The sequence below is a fragment of the Flavobacterium frigidum genome (assembly GCF_048286795.2).
The window spans coordinates 21578-40398 of sequence record NZ_JBLVPT020000017.1; the positions used below are offsets into that span (position 1 = coordinate 21578).

The window sequence follows — 18821 nt, forward strand, 5'->3', positions numbered from 1 at the left end:
CTGATTGTCTCTCTTTTTCGTTTCCAATTATAACTAACCTTATTTTTAAAATTTATTTTTAACTATTAATTATTGAAATAAAATCCATTAGGAGTTACTCCAACAGTGCTATTATTTTTCAAAACACCGTTTGTGTCATAAATAGCAACTTTACCATTCGAACTATAATCAACTGCATCAGCCAAGTAAACTGAATTATTGTGAACAGCAAAACCATAGGCACTAAAACTTGTTGTAAAAAGCGCTTTTGAAGGCAATACAGTATCCGATGTATTCATCACAAATACATTTTTAGCTTGAGTGAAATATAATTTATTATTTTCTATATCCATTTGACCAGGATGAGAAGTCAAGGCGAAATCTAAAGTTGTACTAACCATATTTGTAGTAGGATTGATTTTTTGCAACTTCCCAGCAGTTTCATCACCAGTCCAAGAAGCTTTACCACTACTTAAAACATAGATAACACCTTGATTTTCTTCAATACTTGCCGGCTTATCTCCTACTGAAATAGTAGCTGTTACTTTAGAAGTCATAACATCAACCACTGAAACAGTCTTTCCTGAACCATATCCACCTAAATGTGCTACATATAATTTATTATTATAAACGATCAACTTTTCTGGACCTTCAACTACTGGAATTTTGCTTTCTATTGTATTTGAAGTCAAATTCACAACAGCTATATAATCGTCTGTTGCATCACTTCCATCTCCCCAGTTTGTAACATATCCTTTTCCATTTGCAAAAACAATATATCTTGGATTTTTCAAATCTTTATCAATAGTCGCAATACTTTTGAAAGAATATCTGTTTACAACTTGAATTGTATTAGAACCATTCATTACTATGTAACCAAACTCTCCATTAGCATTAAAATCTTGTGCTGTATCACCTAATAACTTCCCTTGATTAATTGCGGAATAAAGCGAGTTTTGTTGCGTGACAAGATCATTACTGATAAAAGAAATTTCAGCATTGGCTTTACCAAAACCTCCTTCATTGATTATAAAAAAACCATTATCATAAACTCCTAATGATTTTTCTTCATTAGTATCATTGGTACAAGACCCTAAAAATAATGTTGAAGCCAAGACTGCGATTGTAAAATTTTTAATTTTCATGTGTTAGTATTTAATTGTTAGAGTTAAATTATAATTGCTACCAGGCATTGGTCTTACCTCAACGATTTGGTAGTTTTCATTAAATAAATTCAGTGCTTGAATTCCTATTTTATAATGGTCCAATTCTCCTATTTTGTAATAAACACTAAGATTTGAAACCTGATATTCTTTTAACCTGTAATAATTATCCGCTGAGGTAAAAACAGCTCCATTGAATAAATATTGATAATTTAAAGACCAGTTTTTAAAAGAGTAATCTGCATTCATTGTCATTTTATGATACGGAACATAAATAAGTTGTTTTTGGTTGCTTTGATCCACAGACGAAGTATAGCCGTAAGCTAAACTGAAATTAAAATTATGTCCTCTGAAATTTTTGAAATAGCTCCCTGTCGCCTCTACCCCTTTATTTACAACACTTGCTGTATTAATAGGCGTCCATTGTCCTGTTTCATTAGGAATCCAACGAATCATTCCTTTGGTTTGAATATAAAAACCCGTCAATGAAAACTTCAAAGCATTAATTTTTAATTCCTGTCCCAATTCAATTTGATGGGAAAGTTCCGGAATGAGTTCATAATTACCACTCCCTTCCCAGTATAAATCATTGAAAGATGGGAGTCTGAAATTTTTAGATGTGTTCAATTTTATGCTGTATAATTCAAGTGGCTGATAAACAAACCCAAAAGAATATAAAAAGGGATTATTATAACTGGTGGCAATTTCCTGTCTAACACTTGCTTCATATTGTATAACAGGACTTAATATATGTTTAACTAAGAGGCTTGCAGTGGCTATATTTCTTTTAGCATTATCAATAGAGGTCCCAAAACCATTGATTTGAGTGAAATCAATAACTGAATTGACGGTGAAGTTTTTAGTTGGAGAATAATCTAAATCATATTTTATTATCTTCGTTTTGGCGCCACCTTCACTAAAAATATCTTTGTCTTTATTCTCATAATACCTATAATTTTCAGTTACATACGCTAATTTCAACTTAGAAGTGAAATCTCTATGTAATCCAACCCACTCCAGCAAATTTCTTGTGTTCAAATCATAATATTTACTAACAGAAATGGAAGCTAAAGTTCCAGAAAAATGCCGTAAACCGTCATATAACTGGCTGTAAAAATTGATTTTATGATTCAAATTGATTTTATAACCAAAACTTCCATTTAAACTGGTACTGTAATAATCTCCATTTTGATTTTTTTGATTTGAATTGGGGTAACTATAATCGTTATCCGAGCTATTTCTGGAAACACTAAACTGAGAAGCAACTTTTTTATCTGAGGCAATAAGCTGGTAGTAATACCCTTGCGTATTAAAACTTCCAAAATTAATTCGTAAAAGATTCTGAAATTGTTTTTTAAAATGCAACTCATTGTTCAAATGAATACTCCCCCCAATAGCTGAACTACCATAAATACCGCTACCACCACCAGTTCGTACAGAGACATCAGTATATCCCATAGGAGTTATGGTATTAAAATCCGTTTGTCCCAGAAGCTGTGAATTTATGTTAATCCCGTTCCAAATTACTGCTGTTTGTGCAGCAGTTGTACCTCTGAAGGAAACAGAAGAAGTCATTCCGTTACCATATTCTTTCAGATAGAGCAAGCTATTGTATCGCAATAAATTGGTCAATGAACTGTAATTTCTCTGAATTACAGAATCATTCAATACCTGAACCTGAAGTGTTTTTGAAAATTTTTTTAGGGCGCCGTCAGTTACAATTACTTCGTTTAAAGAAATTGCAGGTTTATTTTGAGCCAAGACATATTGGCACACACTTAAAAAACAAAATATAAGTAATTTTTTTGTAGTCATAATTTCTGAACTCTTTTTCCCGAGAGCTCGATATTTGTTAAGTAAAAAGGCAGGTCTCCTGGCTTGCGTCTTGTTGTTTACCTTCTCATTCGCCGTGACGAACAATGGTTTTGTAGATAACAACAAGCTTGATAGCTTACAGTTGCGGGTACAGCTCAGGATTTTTGATTTAAGATTTAGGATTCTTGATTTAGGATTTAAACCCTAAAATCTGAAATCTAAAACTTGAAATCTATCACCTGATTCCCTTTTAATGCGATTTAAAAAATTTAAACCACAACCTCAATACGGTGGCAAAGATAAAATTATATTAAGTTAATAACCTAAATAATTGCGAATTTTATAATTCAATCTTGATTACAGCTCCAAAATCTACTTTATTTTTAAAAGCATCTTTCAAAGGTAATGCTGAAATATGGCATAAAAAGCTTCTGATTATTCCGGCGTGAGCTACAATAATCACTGGTTTCGAATGCGTACTGTGGAGTTCACTTTGTATAAAATCGACAACACGACTGTGTAAATCCGTAAATGATTCTCCATTAGGAACGCGAATTGTTACAAAATCAGCCATCCAAGGATTAAGCTCATCAGGATCAATAACATCCCAATTTTTCATTTCCCAATCGCCAAAATTCATTTCCATTAACCGATCATCTTGCTTAATACTTATACATCCCAAATTTTCTTTGATAAAGTTTGCTAACAGCGTACAACGTTGCAAGGGACTGGAATATAAAATAGCATCGGATGGCAATTGCTTTATTATAGACTGAAAAACAGCATCGTAGGGCTCAATGACACTTACATCTGATTGTCCGTAGCAAATGCCTTTTGGGCAAACGGTTTCGGTGTGGCGTACTAAATAAACTTCCATAGAGCAATAAAGGTTATATAAAAAATTACTTCACAAACTTGTTGCGTTGCGCCCAAACAATCTCCGGTATACCCGTCAATCCATTTCTGAAAATAACGTGCTAAAAAGAATCGAGTCACAAAAACAGGGATTAAAACCAAAATGATTTGCCACTGAAAACAAGACAAAAATACCAATGGTACTAATCCAAAAAAGAAAGCTCCTACTACTTCTCTCCAAGAATAACTTTGTGCAATGGGTTTGCTTTTACTAGATGCATCCTCCCTACTATATTGATGCGTAAAAACAATTGATATTGCCGCTAATCTACTGATAGAATGGCCTGTAATAAAAAGTAAAAGAATTGTAAATTGTGAATTATAAATTATAAAAGTAGGATTCTCCGGAACTGCAATTAATTGAGTCAATCCTTGATATTTCAATAGCAATAACAAGATTAAACCAATGGCACCATACGCGCCAATTGCGCTGTCTTTCATAATCATCAGGATTTTTTCTTTGGTCCAACCACCACCAAAACCATCACAAACATCAGCAAAACCATCTTCGTGAAAAGCTCCGGTGACTAAAACAGAAGCAATCATAGAGAACAGTACTGCAATATCAGGCCCAACTAAAAAATTAAAAACATAAAAAACTACAAAAGCAGCACTCCCAACAATCCAACCAACAAGAGGAAAATAACGGGATGCTTTATTTAAATAATCTGGATTATGATCGATGGTTGCAGGACACGGAATCCTTGTGTAAAACATTAAAGCCGTAAAAAATATATGTAGTTCTTTTTTCATTTTTAGAATTATTTTTTGGTTTATTTTCCTGTAGAGATGCACTGCAGTGCGCCTCTACTGCCGTTTACCGACCGCTAACACCCGCTGATTCAAAACTAGCCATCTCATTCAAGAAAGCTACAGCCGATTCAATTATAGGAAAAGCAATCGCACAACCCGTACCTTCACCCAACCGTAAATCGAGTTGCAACAGGGATTGAACTCCTAGATAATCTACTATTTTTTGGTGTCCTTGCTCCGCTGATGAATGGCAAAAAATAGCATTTTTTATAACGGATGGTTTCTTTTTAAAAGCAATTAAAAAAGCAACACTACAGATAAAGCCATCTACCAGAATGAGCATATTCTGTTCTTTTGCTTCCAGCATTGCACCTACCATTTGCATAATTTCAAATCCGCCAAAGTAGGCTAATTTGCTTTCTAAGTTATTCTCACCCTCATAATTATCTAGGCATTTTTTGAGAATATTTATTTTTTCAATCAGCTTTTCGTCTGTGATACCCGTTCCCTTTCCTACGCAATCGGCAATGGGTAAAGCTAAAATAATACTCATTAAAACTGAAGCAGTAGCGGTGTTTCCTATTCCCATTTCACCAAAACCAATGCAATTACAACCTGTTTTTGCAATCGTTTTCACGACCACTTGCCCCTTATTTAAGCACAATTGCAGTTCCATGGCGCTCATGGCTGGGCCGTGCAAAAAAGACTGTGTTCCCATCCCAATTTTTGCCGAAATCAAATTCGTATTCAAAGGGAAATCATAATTCACACCCGCATCCACAATAGAAAGTTTGATGGTGTTTTGTTTGCAAAATACATTGATTGCTGCGCCACCTACTAAAAAGTTTGTAACCATCTGTCTAGTTACATCTTGCGGATAGGCACTTACTCCGTGATTTGCAATTCCGTGATCAGCTGCAAAAACAACCAGATTAGGTTTTATTATTTTTGGTTCTAAAGTTTGAAATACCATCCCAATTTGTTTGGCGAGCACTTCTAAAATTCCTAATGAACCTGTTGGTTTGGTTTTTTGATCGATTTTATGTTGTAATGCATTTGCAAAAGCAGCAGAATCAATCTCCTTTTTAGTATCAAAAAATACTTTCTCCACCTTACTTTCATTCAAAACAGTGATTTCCTCAACTAATGGAATGGCTTGTTTTTGTTTCCAATTCAGTTGTTGCAACATGGGTTGATTATCATAATCAGTAGCCGGTTTCCCCACACAAAAATACCCCAACGGCTCCATATTATCTGGTAAACCCAATAATTGCTTAAACTGATAGTAATTTAATATGGAAACCCAACCCATGGAATATCCTTGCTCCGTTAAGGAAAGCCAAATATTTTGTGCCGCACAGACCGCGCTAAACTTGATTGCTTCATTACTCCCAACGGTTCCAATCGTAAAATTATTCAAGACGGAACGATCGTAACAAATAACTAATCCCAATGGTGCTTCTTCAATTGCTTCTAGCTTAAGGGCTTTGTAGGCTTGTTTTTGTTGTTCATTATCTGTTGATGCAATTGCTTTTTCATCATAGTTTGTAAACAAATTTTTAATTGCCTTTTTTATTTCTGCCGACTTGATCAGATAGTATTTTGTGGCATCGGTCAAACCTACTGAAGGTGCCCAATGTCCCGCTTGCAGTGCTTTTTTAATAACAGTATCAGGAACTGGATCCTCCGTAAAATGGCGGGTGTCGCGACGGGATTTTAAAATTTCATCTAAATAAGTCATGTTTTTTTATTTAAAAGTTCAATGGCAAATTAAATGACAATTGCAAAAAATCAATTTTAAAAACATTGCTTTGATATTGATTTTTGTAGTTGATATTGCCATTATTTCTTTGTTCTTGAAAAGTTATTCTTCCCAAACAATGAAGCAATAATTTTCATAAGTAATTTTAGTGAATGCTGGCAATTCAATCGCTCCCGAAAATAACGGACAGTTAAGTACCAAAGTATGAAATTCACCATTTTCGCCACCAGGATCTATTCCTTTTTCGTGTAATTCTTGCGCTAATTCTTTGGTCAAAATTTTCCCCAGATACTGTTCTCCCATCATTGTATTGCAAGAAACAATCATGGTTACAATTCCGTTTTCAAGCATTTGGTTTACCAAAACAATTCGGTCTTGTTGCCACAAAGGTAAAATTGCTTTTAGTGATGCAGCGGCACATACTTTATCTTCCCAATCTTTGTGCGGTTGCAAATCAATATCACCAAAAACGGCTGCTTCCAACTCATATTTGCCTTTTAGGATTTTCAGAACTGAAATAAATTTGGCTTCATAATCACCCCAAGTTGCCGGAATTCCTTCCAGAGGCAATCCCATTTTTTGGGCTTGCTGATTCAAAATAGACAAAGGCAATCCGTGAGAACGAGAGACTTTCCCGTTTTCATTCATCATATTAAGCAATACTTTTGGAATAAATCCTAGCTGGGTTGCTCGCATCATTGCATAACAACTGTCTTTTCCGCCACTCCAAGAAGTTACAAAATTCATATGTGGTTATTTATTGATTTTTAATTGAATATGTAATACGCTATGTGGTAGTATTTCCTTTGAATTCAATGATGTAAAATCATAGCTATTTCATTTTTTTTCTTTTATCGTTACAGGAATTCCAGAAACCATCAACACAACGGTATCGGCAGTTGCAGCAATATATTGATTCATCCAACCTTGAAGTTCGGTAAATTTTCTTCCAACTGCTGTATCAGCATGAAGCCCCATACCAATTTCATTAGTGACAATGATAATCGTTGTATTTTCTTGATTGGCAATTGCATCAATTTCAGCTTTAGCTTGTTCTAAGCATAAAGAAATATCGTTTTTAGTATCTACAAAAAAGTTGGTTAACCAAAGTGTAACACAATCTATAACGGCAACTTTACCTGAAAAATCAATTTCGCTCAAGTGCTTTTCTTTTTCAATATTAATCCATCGTTCGTCCCGATCGTTTTGATGGCGATCGATTCTTTTTTGGAAGTCATCATCCCATTTTCTGGCTGTTGCCACATACATTGGTTTATCCGACAATCCTTTTGCTAGATTTTCGGCATAACTGCTTTTCCCTGAGCGTTCACCACCAGTTATTAAATATATCATTCTAATTGTAAATTATTAATTGTAAATTATAATAACAGCTTTTCTGCCAACTGAGTAACTCATTTCTTGACATCAACTTTTGATTTAGTCGTTATAATAATACTTGTTATAAGTTTTAATATTGATATTGCATCGTTATTTATATTTTCATATTCTTTTTCATTTAAATAATCCGTAGCTTTTAATAATTCTAACCAATAAACTACCTCATTAGCTTCTTTTTGTGCAATCGCAAACTTGTGAATAAAATCATGCTTGCTCTCTGCATGTTCTGCTTCACGAATCATAGCCCCAATACTTGTCCCGGATCTTAAAAGCTGCTTTGATAGCACAAACTCTTTTTTATCACAACATAGATATTGATATAGTCTAACTATTCGTACAGCAAAATCAAAACTCTTGGTTTTGACAATATTATCTCTCATAATTTATAATTTATAATTTATAATTTATAATTATTTATACGGACAGTGTCGACATCCATTGGTACAACAATGCCCTCTTTTTAGATGAAACCAAGCCTTAAAAACATAGTTCCCATTTTCTAAATAATAGTCAATTCCTTCTAATAGATTAGTCGTTTTGGGTAAATCTTTAGCTATATTATTTGTTGCCGTTTCGGGAGTTATTGTAGCAACATATTCGTCAATTTTAGTGGAACAAGCCGTTGTAAAGCAACTTACGCAAAGGCAATCCACCACTTCTGACGGAGTAAAAATGGGCGGAAAATTGTTGCACCAACATTTAGCTCCTTCAGGTGTGTCCCCACAATGAAAAGGAGTTCCGCAGGTAGAACAGTTTTTTATTCGAATAGCGTTTGGAAAAGTATCCGTCATTATTTCACTTTTTCATTAACATGAAAAGACAAATATTTGTGCTTTAATGTACTTGGAACTTCAAAAAGATCTGGATGAAATAGTGCTGCCAACAATTCTATTCCGTCTACAACGGTCGTGCTAGGTTGCGTAAACAAATCGGCATCAGCTAGAAAAACAGCGTTATTTTGAACTGCTTTTAAAGTCTCCCAACCATCTAATTTGGTCAATGCTTCAATTTCTCGCCCTGAACGGCTGACTTCAAAACCACAAGGTGCCACAACCAAAACCTCTGGATTATAGAGCAAAATACGTTCCCAATCCGTAACAATCGAATAGCCCGATGGATTTGAAAGCATATCAACGCCTCCAGCTTGCGAAATTTGATACGGTATCCAATGTCCACAATTATAAATAGGATCCAGCCACTCCATAACCATAACTCGTTTTAATGGCGCGTTATTTTTGCGAAGCGTATCCAGAATAAAATCGGTTCGTTTTTTTAGTTTTGCCAGTAACTCATAAGCACGCTCTTCTTTATCGAAAGCCTTTGCAATCGTTATCGCATTTTGATAAATATCGTCTAAATTCCTAGGGATAAGTGCGATTAATTCAGGCTCTTTTGACAATTTATAAATGGAACGAGCCACATGACTGGTGTCTATTTGACATACATCGCAAACATCTTGGGTAAAAATAATATCCGGAGCAATCGATTCTAGTAAAGCATCGTCTATATAGTATAAACTTTTTCCTTGTGCCTTTGATTGTGATACAATTTGGTCTATTTCCTTGCTTGTGTGATTGGTACCTTCAAGATAGGAACGAACTACTTTTGGTTTATCCGAGTGGCATTCAAAAGTAACACCAACCAATTGACTTTCTAATCCCATTTCGTAAATCATAGAAGTGGCAGCTGGCAGAAAAGAACAAATTTTCATCATTGTAGTTATCAATTTAAGGTTTTTTTTACTGGCTTTTTTTAAATAAAAACAGAAAAAAAACGAAGTACAAATATAAAGGTATGCAGCTAACTATTAGTATAAATCTTATTTTATGTTTTATACTTCCTGCCTCATTTTAAAAATTTGATTCTGATTATAAAAAAATTATAATTTACCTTTGTCTTCAAATTTGCAAAAAATCATGAAAGGAAATACGCTGAAATTAACTTATTTTATATTGTTTTTAATGCTAATTGGATGCAAAAAAAACGAGCAAACTTCAATAAAAACAGTAGTTACAACTGGGAATTCCATAACGTATTCAAAAAGTCTAGCTATCTTTAAGCACGAAGGCTATTCAGTAGTAAAAGTTTCAAACCCTTGGCCTGAAGCAAATAAGGACTTTACTTATATACTAAAAGAAAAAAACGGCAGCATTCCTGACAGCCTGCAAAAATATATTACAATTTCAGTTCCTTTAGAAACGATTGTGGTTACCTCGACCACAAATATTCCTTTTTTGGAAATGTTACACGTTGAAAAAAATTTAGTGGGTTTTCCTCACACCGATTATGTTTCCTCTGAAAAAACTAGGAAACTAATTGATGCCGGCGCAGTTAAAAACATAGGACAAAACGAAAAATTAAATACAGAGCAGTTGATTGAATTAGCGCCTGATTTAATGGTAACTTTTGGAATTGATAACAATAATCCTATGATTGATAATCTACAAAAAAGCGGTCTAAAAGTGCTCATTCAAGCCGATTGGATGGAACAAACTCCACTTGGCAAAGCAGAATGGATCAAGCTTTATGGTGCTTTGTTTGGAAAAGAAAAAAAGGCCAAACTATTATTTGATGGAATTGTCAAGAATTATAATGATGCGAAACAATTAGTGGCCTCCCAGAAACCCACAGCAACCGTTTTGTACGGCTCTATGTATCAAGATCAGTGGTATGTGGCAAGGGGAAACAGCTGGGTTGCCCAATTCATGAAGGATGCTAAAGCGAATTATTTATGGGCTGCTGTTGAAGGAACTGGAAGCCTTAGTTTGTCGTTTGAAAAAATACTGGAAAAAGCCAAAACTGCCAAATACTGGATTGCAACAGGTTCTTTTAAGAATCTAGCAGAATTTGAAAACAGCAATCCGCATTACGATCAATTTGATGCTTTAAAATCTAGAAATGTGTATACTTTCGAAAGTAAATTAGGCAGTACAGGAGGAACTGTATATTATGAAGTTGCCGCCAGTCGACCGGACTTAGTATTAAAAGATTACATAAAAATATTCCATCCTGAATTGCTTCCAAATTATACATTTACTTTTGCACAAAAACTGAATTAAATTGCCTCATCAAAAACGAAATATAATTTTATTTTTCTTGCTCACTTTTGTGCTTGTGCTTTTGTTTTTTGTAAACATTAGTTTGGGTTCTATTACGATTCCTTTTAAAGAAATCTACACTAGTTTAACGGGCGGTCAAGCCAGCAAATCTAGTTGGGAGTACATTATTATGAATTACCGTTTACCCAAATCCATTACAGCTGTTTTAGTTGGAATGGGACTGTCGATAAGTGGTTTGTTGATGCAAACTTTATTTCGAAATCCACTAGCAGGACCCTATGTATTGGGACTAAGTTCTGGTGCGAGTTTAGGAGTAGCTTTTGTACTTTTGGGAGCTGGCTTTTTGCCACCATTTTTGAGTACTATAATACAATCACCTTATGGAGTTGTTTTGGCTTCAACCATAGGAAGTTCAATCGTTTTGATAGCAGTATTATTGGTGTCCCAAAAGTTACGTGATACTATGGCTATTTTAATTGTAGGATTAATGTTTGGTAGCTTTACCAGCGCAATAGTAGGTATTCTCACGTATTTTAGTACAGCCGAAGAGTTGCGAAAATTTACATTTTGGTCTATGGGAAACTTAGGCAATTTATCTTGGTCTTCTATTTTAATTTTGACAGTTTGTGTTGTAGCAGGACTGTTGTTGAGTGTTTTTAGTATCAAACCCTTAAACGCTTTATTATTGGGCGAAAATTACGCTCGTAGTTTAGGTATGAATTTCAAAAAAACACGCTTAATTATAATTTTCGCCACCAGTATTTTAGCAGGAAGTATCACCGCATATGCAGGACCAATTGCCTTTATTGGACTAGCCGTTCCGCATATTGCAAAATTACTATTTCAAACCAGCAACCATGCGGTATTGTTTTGGAGTACGTTGCTTTTAGGAGCATCAATAATGCTCATTTGTGATGTGATTTCAGAGTTACCTGGATTAAATATCACGCTACCCATCAATGCGGTAACCTCTATAATTGGCGCTCCAGTTGTAATCTGGTTATTGGTTAAAAAACGAAAAATGATTGCCTAATGGAAAACAAAATCATCTTACAAGCCTCTCAAATCAGCATTGGGTATTCTCATAAAAAACAGCAAACAATAGTAGCTTCTGACATTTCTATTTCTTTAAAAAAAGGAAAACTAATTGCTTTAATTGGTGCCAATGGCATAGGGAAATCGACACTTTTAAGAACAATAACAGGAATACAGAAACCCCTAATGGGTACTGTTTTTTTGAATGAAAAGAAAATTACTTCCTATGAACCTTTGGCTTTAGCACAAAATCTAAGTATCGTTTTAACCGAAAAATTACCTCCCAGTAATTTAACCGTTTTTGAACTCATTGCTTTAGGAAGACAACCCTACACCAACTGGATGGGAACTTTATCTGACATTGATATTGTAAAAGTTAACGAAGCCATGGCGTTGACACAAATTAGTCATTTAGCCGCCAAAAAGCATTATGAAATCAGTGATGGACAATTACAAAAAGTAATGATTGCACGAGCGTTGGCACAGGATACTCCATTAATAATTTTGGATGAACCCACTACCCATCTGGACTTACTGCATAAAGTAGCACTGTTCAAACTTTTAAAAAAACTCACACAGGAAACCGGAAAATGCATTTTGTTTTCTACGCATGATATCGATATGGCCATACAATTGAGTGACGAAATGATTATTATGACTCCAGAAATAGTGCTACAAGACGAACCCTGCAATTTCATTGCAAAAGGCAGTTTCAACACGCTATTTAAAGACGAGCATATTGTTTTTGATCCTGAAAAAGGGAAGTTTGTAATTTCTTAAACGTTCAAACTTATTTGCCTTTTTGCTTCACCAATAACAAACGCTACAGAATTCGCTATGTTAAAACTTCTGATGAGTGGTGACATAGGAATAGTTAAGTGATTTTCGAACTGTGCGAGAACTTCTTGGCTCAAGCCTTTACTCTCTTTACCAAAAACTAACCAGTCGCCATCCTGAAAATCAGTTTCTAAATACGATTTTGAAGCATGAGAACTCATTAAAAAAACGCGAGACAAGTCTGCTATCTGCGCTTTCCATTCGGCTACATTTTGATATTCTGTCACATCAAGATGCACCCAATAATCCAATCCAGAACGTTTTAGGTTTTTATCATTAATGACAAATCCAAAAGGATGAATTAAGTGCAAACGACTTTCTGTGCCCACGCACAAGCGGCCAATGTTTCCGGTATTGTTAGGTATTTCAGGTTCTACTAGAACGATATTTAACATATTATACTTTATTAAAATATTGAAAAATTAAAAGATTAAAAAATTCAGATCAAATCCGTTACATCTCTATTTGAAAATCCTCAACTTCTTTAACTTCCCCTGCCTGTAAATCATTGAGATGCATGTTTCCTATTCGAACACGAACCAAACGTAACGTGGGAAAACCAACAGCAGCCGTCATTTTGCGCACTTGGCGAAATTTGCCTTCGTTGACTGTAATCGATGCCCAAGAAGTGGGACCATGACGGTCATCTCGAATTTTTTTTCCGCGTTGGCCAAAATTAGGAATTTCATTCAAAATAAAGGATTGGCAAGGCTTGGTTTTATATTTGGTACCGTTAAATCCGATTTCAACTCCCTTTTTTATTTGATCAATAGCTTGCTGATTGATAACACCATCTACTTGCACAAAATATTCTTTATCTACTTTTTTACTTCGAATAATTTCGCTCATCATCCCATCAGTAGTCAACAATAACAACCCTTCTGAATCTTCGTCAAGACGTCCAATTGCCATTGTCCCAATCGGAAAATTATACAACTCCCCCAGCAATTTCTTTTTTCTTTTTAACTCGTAAATAAACTGACTTAAATATCCGTAAGGTTTGTGAATGATGAAGTGCGAATGCGGCATTTTATTCGATTGTTTGTGTGAGCAAAGATAGTTTTGTTTTTGATGGATTTAAAATAGTGTCGCTATACAATTACTATTAGAAAGCAAAAGCTATGTTAAATGATTAAAATAACAAGGATTTTTGTTGTAATCTTATAGTACCATAAAATAGTAACTTTTAAAAAAAATATCATGCAAAGCGACGATTTAAGTAACAAAAAATCCAATAATAAACAAACTACAAATGAAGGATTAAGCGGAAATAATAGTCCCGAAGATCCTGCCACAGGCGCATCAATACTTAAAGAAGAAGTGGAAATTGACGCCAATGGAAATGAAAAACTGGTGCAAAGAGCCCGTAATGTAGACCAAAAAATAGCTTCTATACCAGAACCTGAAGAAAGAAATTGGAATGAAAACGAAAGTTTAAGTCGCGGTGTATCTTCAGAAAAAGAAACCATGAGAACCGTTGAAAATGAAGATTACAACTCTGATATTACAGCAAAAAGATATCCTAATGGACACCCAGATAACAAAGAAAATCGCGGAAATATAAAATTGGACGAGTAAAATAGTCTCATAGCGCTATACTAAAACAGAAATACTGTATTACAAAATTTTAATAGCTAGCAAGGAATTTATTTCTTGTTGGCTTTTTTATTGAATTAAAAAAAGGTATTAAATATCGGTTGGCAAAAAAGAAAAATAAGTTTCCAAATTATTAATTTTTAAAATACTGAATTAGATAAATTTATAATATTCTCTTAACATTAAAACTTATAGATTTGCGACCTAAATTCACCTTAAATCTATATGAAACAGAATTACTATTTGCGCTACGTTGTAGCTTTTTTTACTTTTTTATACTGTTTTTCAACAACGGTACTGGCACAAGGAACATCACCTGTGCCACAAAATTTACCTTATACACAAGATTTCTCTAGCCTTGCTTACACATCCACAACCTATCCTGCTGGATTTCAAGGTTGGAAAACAGCTACATCCGCAACTTCTTTACCTTCAGGTACAACGCCATTCTTAACAACTGGAGTTTTACTTGCAGATCAACCTTTAGTAGCAAGCAGCGGTGCTAGTAACACTTCCGGTAGTACTCATAACTATGATGGAAAAATAGGAATACTAAATAGTGGTAGTAATGACTTTGCCATTGGTTTTGCTATTAACACTTCTGGCAAATTAGGCATTGAAGTACAATATAATGCTATGACAATTCGTAATCCATATGGCACATCAACAAATACTCGAATTAACGAAATGGCATTGCAGTACCGCGTAGGTACTACTGCTGATTTTATTACTTTGCAGAATACAACATATCAAAATAATACTACAACACAAACAGGTTCTGGAGTAACTATACCACAAAATCCTCAAACGATTAAAGTTGTACTCCCTTCGGAATGCGATGACAAAGCGGTAGTTCAAATAAGATGGATTTGCAGGCAAATTTCTGGAGGTGGCCCACGTCCTTCTTTTGCCATTGATAACATTAGCATTATTAATGATGTTACTTCTCCAGTAAATGCAGATGGATTTCCTAAAATAAACAGAATCCTTTCTGATGGATTTGATTTTTTGACTAAAATTAATGAAGCTGGAAAAACCTATTTTATAGTTGAAGCTTCAGGAAGTACTACTCCAACCGCCGCACAAATAAAGGCAGGAACAAATGCTTCTAATACTGCAGCTTTACGAGCTGGAACGCTTACAATTGTTAATCCTGCTTTAGAATATACCCAAAACAATACTGGATTAATTTCGGGTACTGCTTATGTGGTATACTCTGTGTCAGAAGATAATGCAGGGAATTCACAAACTACAGTAAACACATTAAATGTTACTACTTCGAGCGTTGCAGTGCCTTCTATTACAACGTCTAAAACGGCACTAGATTTTAGTTTTGTAGAGCAAAATTTCAGTTCAACACCATTAAATTATCAAATAACAGCACTCAATTTAGCAAGTGATGTAATAGTAACTGCATCAGGAAATTATACCATTTCAAAAGCGGCAGCTACTGGTTTTGGAACGAATTTAGTTTTTGCAGCTGCTGACTTTAATAATGGAGCAACACCAACTGTATATGTGAAATTTGCGCCCAATACAACTGGCGTTTTTTCAGGTCAAATAAACCATGAAGCTACAAATGCAACTACTAAGTCTGTAAGCTTAACAGGTATAGGAATAAATCCATACATCCAAGATTTTAATGATGTAAATGTTCTTTCTAACAGTGGCTGGACAGCGTACAGTGTAACTGGCGATAGGATTAAATGGGCAAGCACAACCTCTCGTTTCAATACCGGACCTGCAGCGGTACAAATGAATGGTTTTTCTGAAAATGGTGCTAGTAAAGACTGGTTGATTTCCCCAAATTTACGTTTAGATACATTTAATCAATTTCCGCTATTGTCTTTTTATTCCCGTAAATTTTTCTCAGGAACACCTCTTAAGTTGATGGTCTCAGTAGATTATGATGGAAAAAGCAACCCTGAAAATGCAACGTGGACCGCATTAGAAGGAGATTTTCCTACCACAACGGGTACATTTAAACAATCACAATTCATCAACTTACAAGCATATAAAACCGACCACACCTATATTGCTTGGGTTTATGAATCGACTGGTTCTGGATCCGGTTCTGATAGTGCGGAATGGACACTAGATGATGTACGAATAGCAAATAATGAAACATTTATAGCATCTAACCCTAATCTAAATTTTGGAGAGGTTAGCCCTAACACTACTTCATCAAGTCAATCATTTGCATTTATGGCAGGTGGTTACGGTGATATCAACCTAACTGCTCCTGCTGATTTTCAAATATCAACTGACAATACGAATTTTCAAACTAGTGTAGTGATCACCGCTACCGAGGCTGTAGCAGGCAAAAAAATTTTCGCTCGTTTCGCTCCCTCTGTAAAAGCACTTACCATTTCTGGTCCTTTGAAGTTAACAGGAACAGGACTTAATCAAGAAATTGGCGCTTTCAAAGGTTCTTCCATAACAAAAGCGGAAACTTTTGATATTGTTACCTATAACTTAGAATTTTTTGGAACTGATGTTAAAGATACAGGCGGAACTGAATTTGGCCCAACAAATGATGCGCTTCAAATAGACAACGTGGCCAAGGTCATGAATACTTTAAATGCAGATGTTTACGCTGTTCAAGAAGTTTCGGATGATGCAGCTTTAGATCTGTTACTAACTAAAATAAGTGTTAACGGAAAAACTTTCGCGAAATCAGTTTCTCCAGTTTGGTCACGCTCGTTTCAAGCTCCGGATGCAAATTTTCCACCGCAAAAATTAGTAGTGATTTACAATACACAAACTACCGCAGTAAAAAAGACACGTGTACTATTTTCTAAATTGTACGACGAAGTACGTGCTGGAACAAAAACACTTCCTAATTATCCAGGTGGCGACGGTTCAAGCTTTTATTCGTCTGGTCGTTTACCGTATTTAGTTGAAATAGAAACAAATATTGGTGGAGTCAAAAAAGACATTAAAATTGTAGATCTTCATGCAAGAGCCAACAGCGGAGGGGATATAGCACGATACAATATGAGAAAATATGATGTCGAAGTTTTAAAAGACAGTTTAGATGTTGAGTTCCCAAATGCCAATGTAATGCTATTAGGAGATTTTAATGATGATGTGGACCAGTCTGTTATTGCTGGTAATCCTTCCTCTTATCAAAAAATGGTTGAAGATACTGCACGTTATAATACATTGACACTGGAAATCAGTAAAGCAGGCGCTTTTAGCTACTTGTCTTCTGGTGGTTTTCTTGACCATATAGTAGTCTCAAATGAACTTACAGATGAATACGTACCAAATTCGATAATGGTTTACGATCCAAGAACAGACATACCTAGTTACACGACTACTACGTCAGATCATGGCCCAGTAATCGCACGATTTGAACTCAAAGAAGACATTACGTTAAGTACCAATGATGTTATAGATAAAAATGAGTTGAGCGCAGTTGCTTACCCAAATCCAACTATTGAATCATTTAATGTGGTTGTAAATTTAGAAAACACAACAGATTTACAGCTTAATATTTACGATGTTTTAGGACGATCAATGGGTATGCCGTATAAATTGAATAGCAGTTCTAATGGCAATACCACTACTATAAATATCGCTAAACTTCCTGCTGGAATATACATTTATACAGTGAGCGATGGCAACAAAGTAATGTATAGAAATAAAATTGTTAAAAAATAAATAGAATTAATTTTTTAAATAAAAGCCAGATTTCACAACTGAAATCTGGCTTTATTTATTTAAAGTATTTACAAAATATGGTATAAGAGTGCACTTATTACTAGGTTTATTCGAGTACATTCAGCAACTTAATTAACAACCGTATTACGACTTTACTGCAGTCTTTTTGCCAACAGCAATTAATAGCATTCCAAAAAATAAAAACGTCAATAGCATAAAAAAACTATTACGAATCACTTCAGAATATCCCAAAGCGTTTACATCAACAAATGGATACGGGTAAAAATCAAAAAAAGCACCGCGAATTAAGGTATAAATTAAGTACACAAAAGGAAAAATTAGCCATTTAAAAATTGTGCTATATTCCAATTCTTTCTTGGTTACAAATACAATCCAATACAATAAAACTAATACTGGAATTACGAGATGTAGCAACTCATCTACTATTTTTTGAGAACCTGTGGGAGCCCATAAAAAACGTAAGATAACGTTATAAACCAGCCCTACTATTAAAATATACAAAGTAATGGCAGTTGCATTCTTCGCTTTTGAAAAAAACAAACCCCAATTGGATTTAGGCCCCAAGCAAAGACAGGAAAAGCAAATTGCTACGAGAATATTGATCTGAATAGTAAAGAAACTAAAAAACCGAACAATGGTTTCAGGAAGTGAAGCCACACGGTTAATGATAATAAGATACAATTGAAAAATCACAGCAAACCAACCCACAATTGAAATTGTAGCACAAAATAGCGTTTTGAATTTTAAAGATTTATCCTGCATGTATTCTAAAGTTTAAAGATGAAGTTAATACTAAATTTACAATTTAATGAATGCTAAAAA

The 18821-nt window shown here is 34.7% G+C and carries 18 protein-coding genes and 1 riboswitch; of the genes, 5 read left to right on the forward strand and 13 right to left on the reverse strand.

Annotated elements, in window-relative coordinates; translation table 11 throughout:
- Nucleotides 1–65: 65 nt before the first annotated feature.
- The 10 genes from ACNQGB_RS13875 to ACNQGB_RS13920 form a co-directional block, all read right to left on the reverse strand.
- Nucleotides 66–1124: a YncE family protein gene (locus ACNQGB_RS13875; protein WP_417944609.1), complete on the reverse strand. Its 1059-nt coding sequence runs from the start codon at nt 1122–1124 to the stop codon at nt 66–68.
- 3 nt (nt 1125–1127) lie between these two features.
- Complete coding sequence (locus ACNQGB_RS13880; protein ID WP_417944610.1) at nt 1128–2957, reverse strand: TonB-dependent receptor; 1830 nt, start codon at nt 2955–2957, stop codon at nt 1128–1130.
- Between the two features lie 31 nt (nt 2958–2988).
- Nucleotides 2989–3257, reverse strand: a riboswitch (cobalamin riboswitch).
- 40 nt (nt 3258–3297) lie between these two features.
- The gene (gene cobC, locus ACNQGB_RS13885; RefSeq protein ID WP_417944611.1) at nt 3298–3834 is read right to left on the reverse strand and encodes an alpha-ribazole phosphatase; all 537 of its coding nucleotides are present in this window, start codon (nt 3832–3834) and stop codon (nt 3298–3300) included.
- Complete coding sequence (locus tag ACNQGB_RS13890; RefSeq protein ID WP_417944612.1) at nt 3819–4625, reverse strand: adenosylcobinamide-GDP ribazoletransferase; 807 nt, start codon at nt 4623–4625, stop codon at nt 3819–3821. The genes cobC and ACNQGB_RS13890 overlap by 16 nt, the downstream gene beginning before the upstream one ends.
- A gap of 64 nt (nt 4626–4689) precedes the next feature.
- Nucleotides 4690–6366, reverse strand: a complete 1677-nt coding sequence (gene cobT, locus ACNQGB_RS13895; protein WP_417944613.1) for a nicotinate-nucleotide--dimethylbenzimidazole phosphoribosyltransferase — start codon at nt 6364–6366, stop codon at nt 4690–4692.
- A 123-nt stretch (nt 6367–6489) separates the two neighbouring features.
- Complete coding sequence (locus ACNQGB_RS13900; RefSeq protein WP_417944614.1) at nt 6490–7134, reverse strand: Dph6-related ATP pyrophosphatase; 645 nt, start codon at nt 7132–7134, stop codon at nt 6490–6492.
- Between the two features lie 90 nt (nt 7135–7224).
- Entirely contained in the window at nt 7225–7740 is a 516-nt protein-coding gene (gene cobU / locus ACNQGB_RS13905; RefSeq protein ID WP_417944615.1) for a bifunctional adenosylcobinamide kinase/adenosylcobinamide-phosphate guanylyltransferase, read from the reverse strand.
- Nucleotides 7741–7799: 59 nt separating this feature from the next.
- Complete coding sequence (locus ACNQGB_RS13910) at nt 7800–8165, reverse strand: four helix bundle protein (protein WP_417944616.1); 366 nt, start codon at nt 8163–8165, stop codon at nt 7800–7802.
- A gap of 30 nt (nt 8166–8195) precedes the next feature.
- On the reverse strand, nt 8196–8576 hold the full coding sequence (locus tag ACNQGB_RS13915; protein ID WP_417944617.1) for a DUF5522 domain-containing protein: 381 nt from the start codon (nt 8574–8576) through the stop codon (nt 8196–8198).
- Nucleotides 8576–9499, reverse strand: a complete 924-nt coding sequence (locus ACNQGB_RS13920) for an ABC transporter substrate-binding protein (protein ID WP_417944618.1) — start codon at nt 9497–9499, stop codon at nt 8576–8578. Before ACNQGB_RS13920 ends, ACNQGB_RS13915 begins: the two co-directional genes overlap by 1 nt.
- Nucleotides 9500–9701: 202 nt before the next feature.
- On the opposite strand from ACNQGB_RS13920, the gene ACNQGB_RS13925 reads away from it, so the two are divergent.
- The 3 genes from ACNQGB_RS13925 to ACNQGB_RS13935 are packed head-to-tail and all read left to right on the forward strand — an operon-like array spanning nt 9702 to nt 12659.
- The gene (locus tag ACNQGB_RS13925) at nt 9702–10844 is read left to right on the forward strand and encodes an ABC transporter substrate-binding protein (RefSeq protein ID WP_417944619.1); all 1143 of its coding nucleotides are present in this window, start codon (nt 9702–9704) and stop codon (nt 10842–10844) included.
- Nucleotide 10845: 1 nt separating this feature from the next.
- Complete coding sequence (locus ACNQGB_RS13930; protein ID WP_417944620.1) at nt 10846–11877, forward strand: iron chelate uptake ABC transporter family permease subunit; 1032 nt, start codon at nt 10846–10848, stop codon at nt 11875–11877.
- Nucleotides 11877–12659 (forward strand): ABC transporter ATP-binding protein, encoded by a 783-nt coding sequence (locus ACNQGB_RS13935; protein ID WP_417944621.1) that lies wholly within the window; start codon nt 11877–11879, stop codon nt 12657–12659. The genes ACNQGB_RS13930 and ACNQGB_RS13935 overlap by 1 nt, the downstream gene beginning before the upstream one ends.
- On the opposite strand, the gene ACNQGB_RS13940 is transcribed toward ACNQGB_RS13935, so the two are convergent.
- Nucleotides 12656–13111 carry a tRNA (cytidine(34)-2'-O)-methyltransferase gene (locus ACNQGB_RS13940; protein WP_417944622.1) on the reverse strand — a complete coding sequence of 152 codons (456 nt, stop codon included), beginning with the start codon at nt 13109–13111 and terminating at the stop codon, nt 12656–12658. The genes ACNQGB_RS13935 and ACNQGB_RS13940 overlap by 4 nt on opposite strands.
- Nucleotides 13112–13169: 58 nt before the next feature.
- Nucleotides 13170–13745 carry a pseudouridine synthase gene (locus ACNQGB_RS13945; protein WP_417944623.1) on the reverse strand — a complete coding sequence of 192 codons (576 nt, stop codon included), beginning with the start codon at nt 13743–13745 and terminating at the stop codon, nt 13170–13172.
- Between the two features lie 171 nt (nt 13746–13916).
- Between ACNQGB_RS13945 and ACNQGB_RS13950 the strand changes: the two genes are divergently transcribed.
- Both ACNQGB_RS13950 and ACNQGB_RS13955 read left to right on the forward strand, forming a co-directional pair.
- Complete coding sequence (locus ACNQGB_RS13950) at nt 13917–14294, forward strand: hypothetical protein (RefSeq protein WP_417944624.1); 378 nt, start codon at nt 13917–13919, stop codon at nt 14292–14294.
- A gap of 243 nt (nt 14295–14537) precedes the next feature.
- Complete coding sequence (locus tag ACNQGB_RS13955; RefSeq protein ID WP_417944625.1) at nt 14538–17978, forward strand: choice-of-anchor J domain-containing protein; 3441 nt, start codon at nt 14538–14540, stop codon at nt 17976–17978.
- A 144-nt stretch (nt 17979–18122) separates the two neighbouring features.
- Here ACNQGB_RS13955 and ACNQGB_RS13960 read toward each other — a convergent pair whose 3' ends face one another.
- Complete coding sequence (locus ACNQGB_RS13960; RefSeq protein WP_417944626.1) at nt 18123–18761, reverse strand: Pr6Pr family membrane protein; 639 nt, start codon at nt 18759–18761, stop codon at nt 18123–18125.
- Nucleotides 18762–18821 lie beyond the last annotated feature (60 nt).

Coding starts and splice junctions, on each gene's coding strand:
- cobU (WP_417944615.1), bottom strand. CDS start 7,740: ATGATATATTTAATAACTGGTGGTGAACGCTCAGGGAAAAGCAGTTAT.
- ACNQGB_RS13900 (WP_417944614.1), bottom strand. CDS start 7,134: ATGAATTTTGTAACTTCTTGGAGTGGCGGAAAAGACAGTTGTTATGCA.
- ACNQGB_RS13915 (WP_417944617.1), bottom strand. CDS start 8,576: ATGACGGATACTTTTCCAAACGCTATTCGAATAAAAAACTGTTCTACC.
- ACNQGB_RS13890 (WP_417944612.1), bottom strand. CDS start 4,625: ATGAAAAAAGAACTACATATATTTTTTACGGCTTTAATGTTTTACACA.
- ACNQGB_RS13910 (WP_417944616.1), bottom strand. CDS start 8,165: ATGAGAGATAATATTGTCAAAACCAAGAGTTTTGATTTTGCTGTACGA.
- ACNQGB_RS13880 (WP_417944610.1), bottom strand. CDS start 2,957: ATGACTACAAAAAAATTACTTATATTTTGTTTTTTAAGTGTGTGCCAA.
- ACNQGB_RS13935 (WP_417944621.1), top strand. CDS start 11,877: ATGGAAAACAAAATCATCTTACAAGCCTCTCAAATCAGCATTGGGTAT.
- ACNQGB_RS13950 (WP_417944624.1), top strand. CDS start 13,917: ATGCAAAGCGACGATTTAAGTAACAAAAAATCCAATAATAAACAAACT.
- ACNQGB_RS13960 (WP_417944626.1), bottom strand. CDS start 18,761: ATGCAGGATAAATCTTTAAAATTCAAAACGCTATTTTGTGCTACAATT.
- ACNQGB_RS13920 (WP_417944618.1), bottom strand. CDS start 9,499: ATGATGAAAATTTGTTCTTTTCTGCCAGCTGCCACTTCTATGATTTAC.
- cobC (WP_417944611.1), bottom strand. CDS start 3,834: ATGGAAGTTTATTTAGTACGCCACACCGAAACCGTTTGCCCAAAAGGC.
- ACNQGB_RS13955 (WP_417944625.1), top strand. CDS start 14,538: ATGAAACAGAATTACTATTTGCGCTACGTTGTAGCTTTTTTTACTTTT.
- cobT (WP_417944613.1), bottom strand. CDS start 6,366: ATGACTTATTTAGATGAAATTTTAAAATCCCGTCGCGACACCCGCCAT.
- ACNQGB_RS13925 (WP_417944619.1), top strand. CDS start 9,702: ATGAAAGGAAATACGCTGAAATTAACTTATTTTATATTGTTTTTAATG.
- ACNQGB_RS13875 (WP_417944609.1), bottom strand. CDS start 1,124: ATGAAAATTAAAAATTTTACAATCGCAGTCTTGGCTTCAACATTATTT.
- ACNQGB_RS13945 (WP_417944623.1), bottom strand. CDS start 13,745: ATGCCGCATTCGCACTTCATCATTCACAAACCTTACGGATATTTAAGT.
- ACNQGB_RS13940 (WP_417944622.1), bottom strand. CDS start 13,111: ATGTTAAATATCGTTCTAGTAGAACCTGAAATACCTAACAATACCGGA.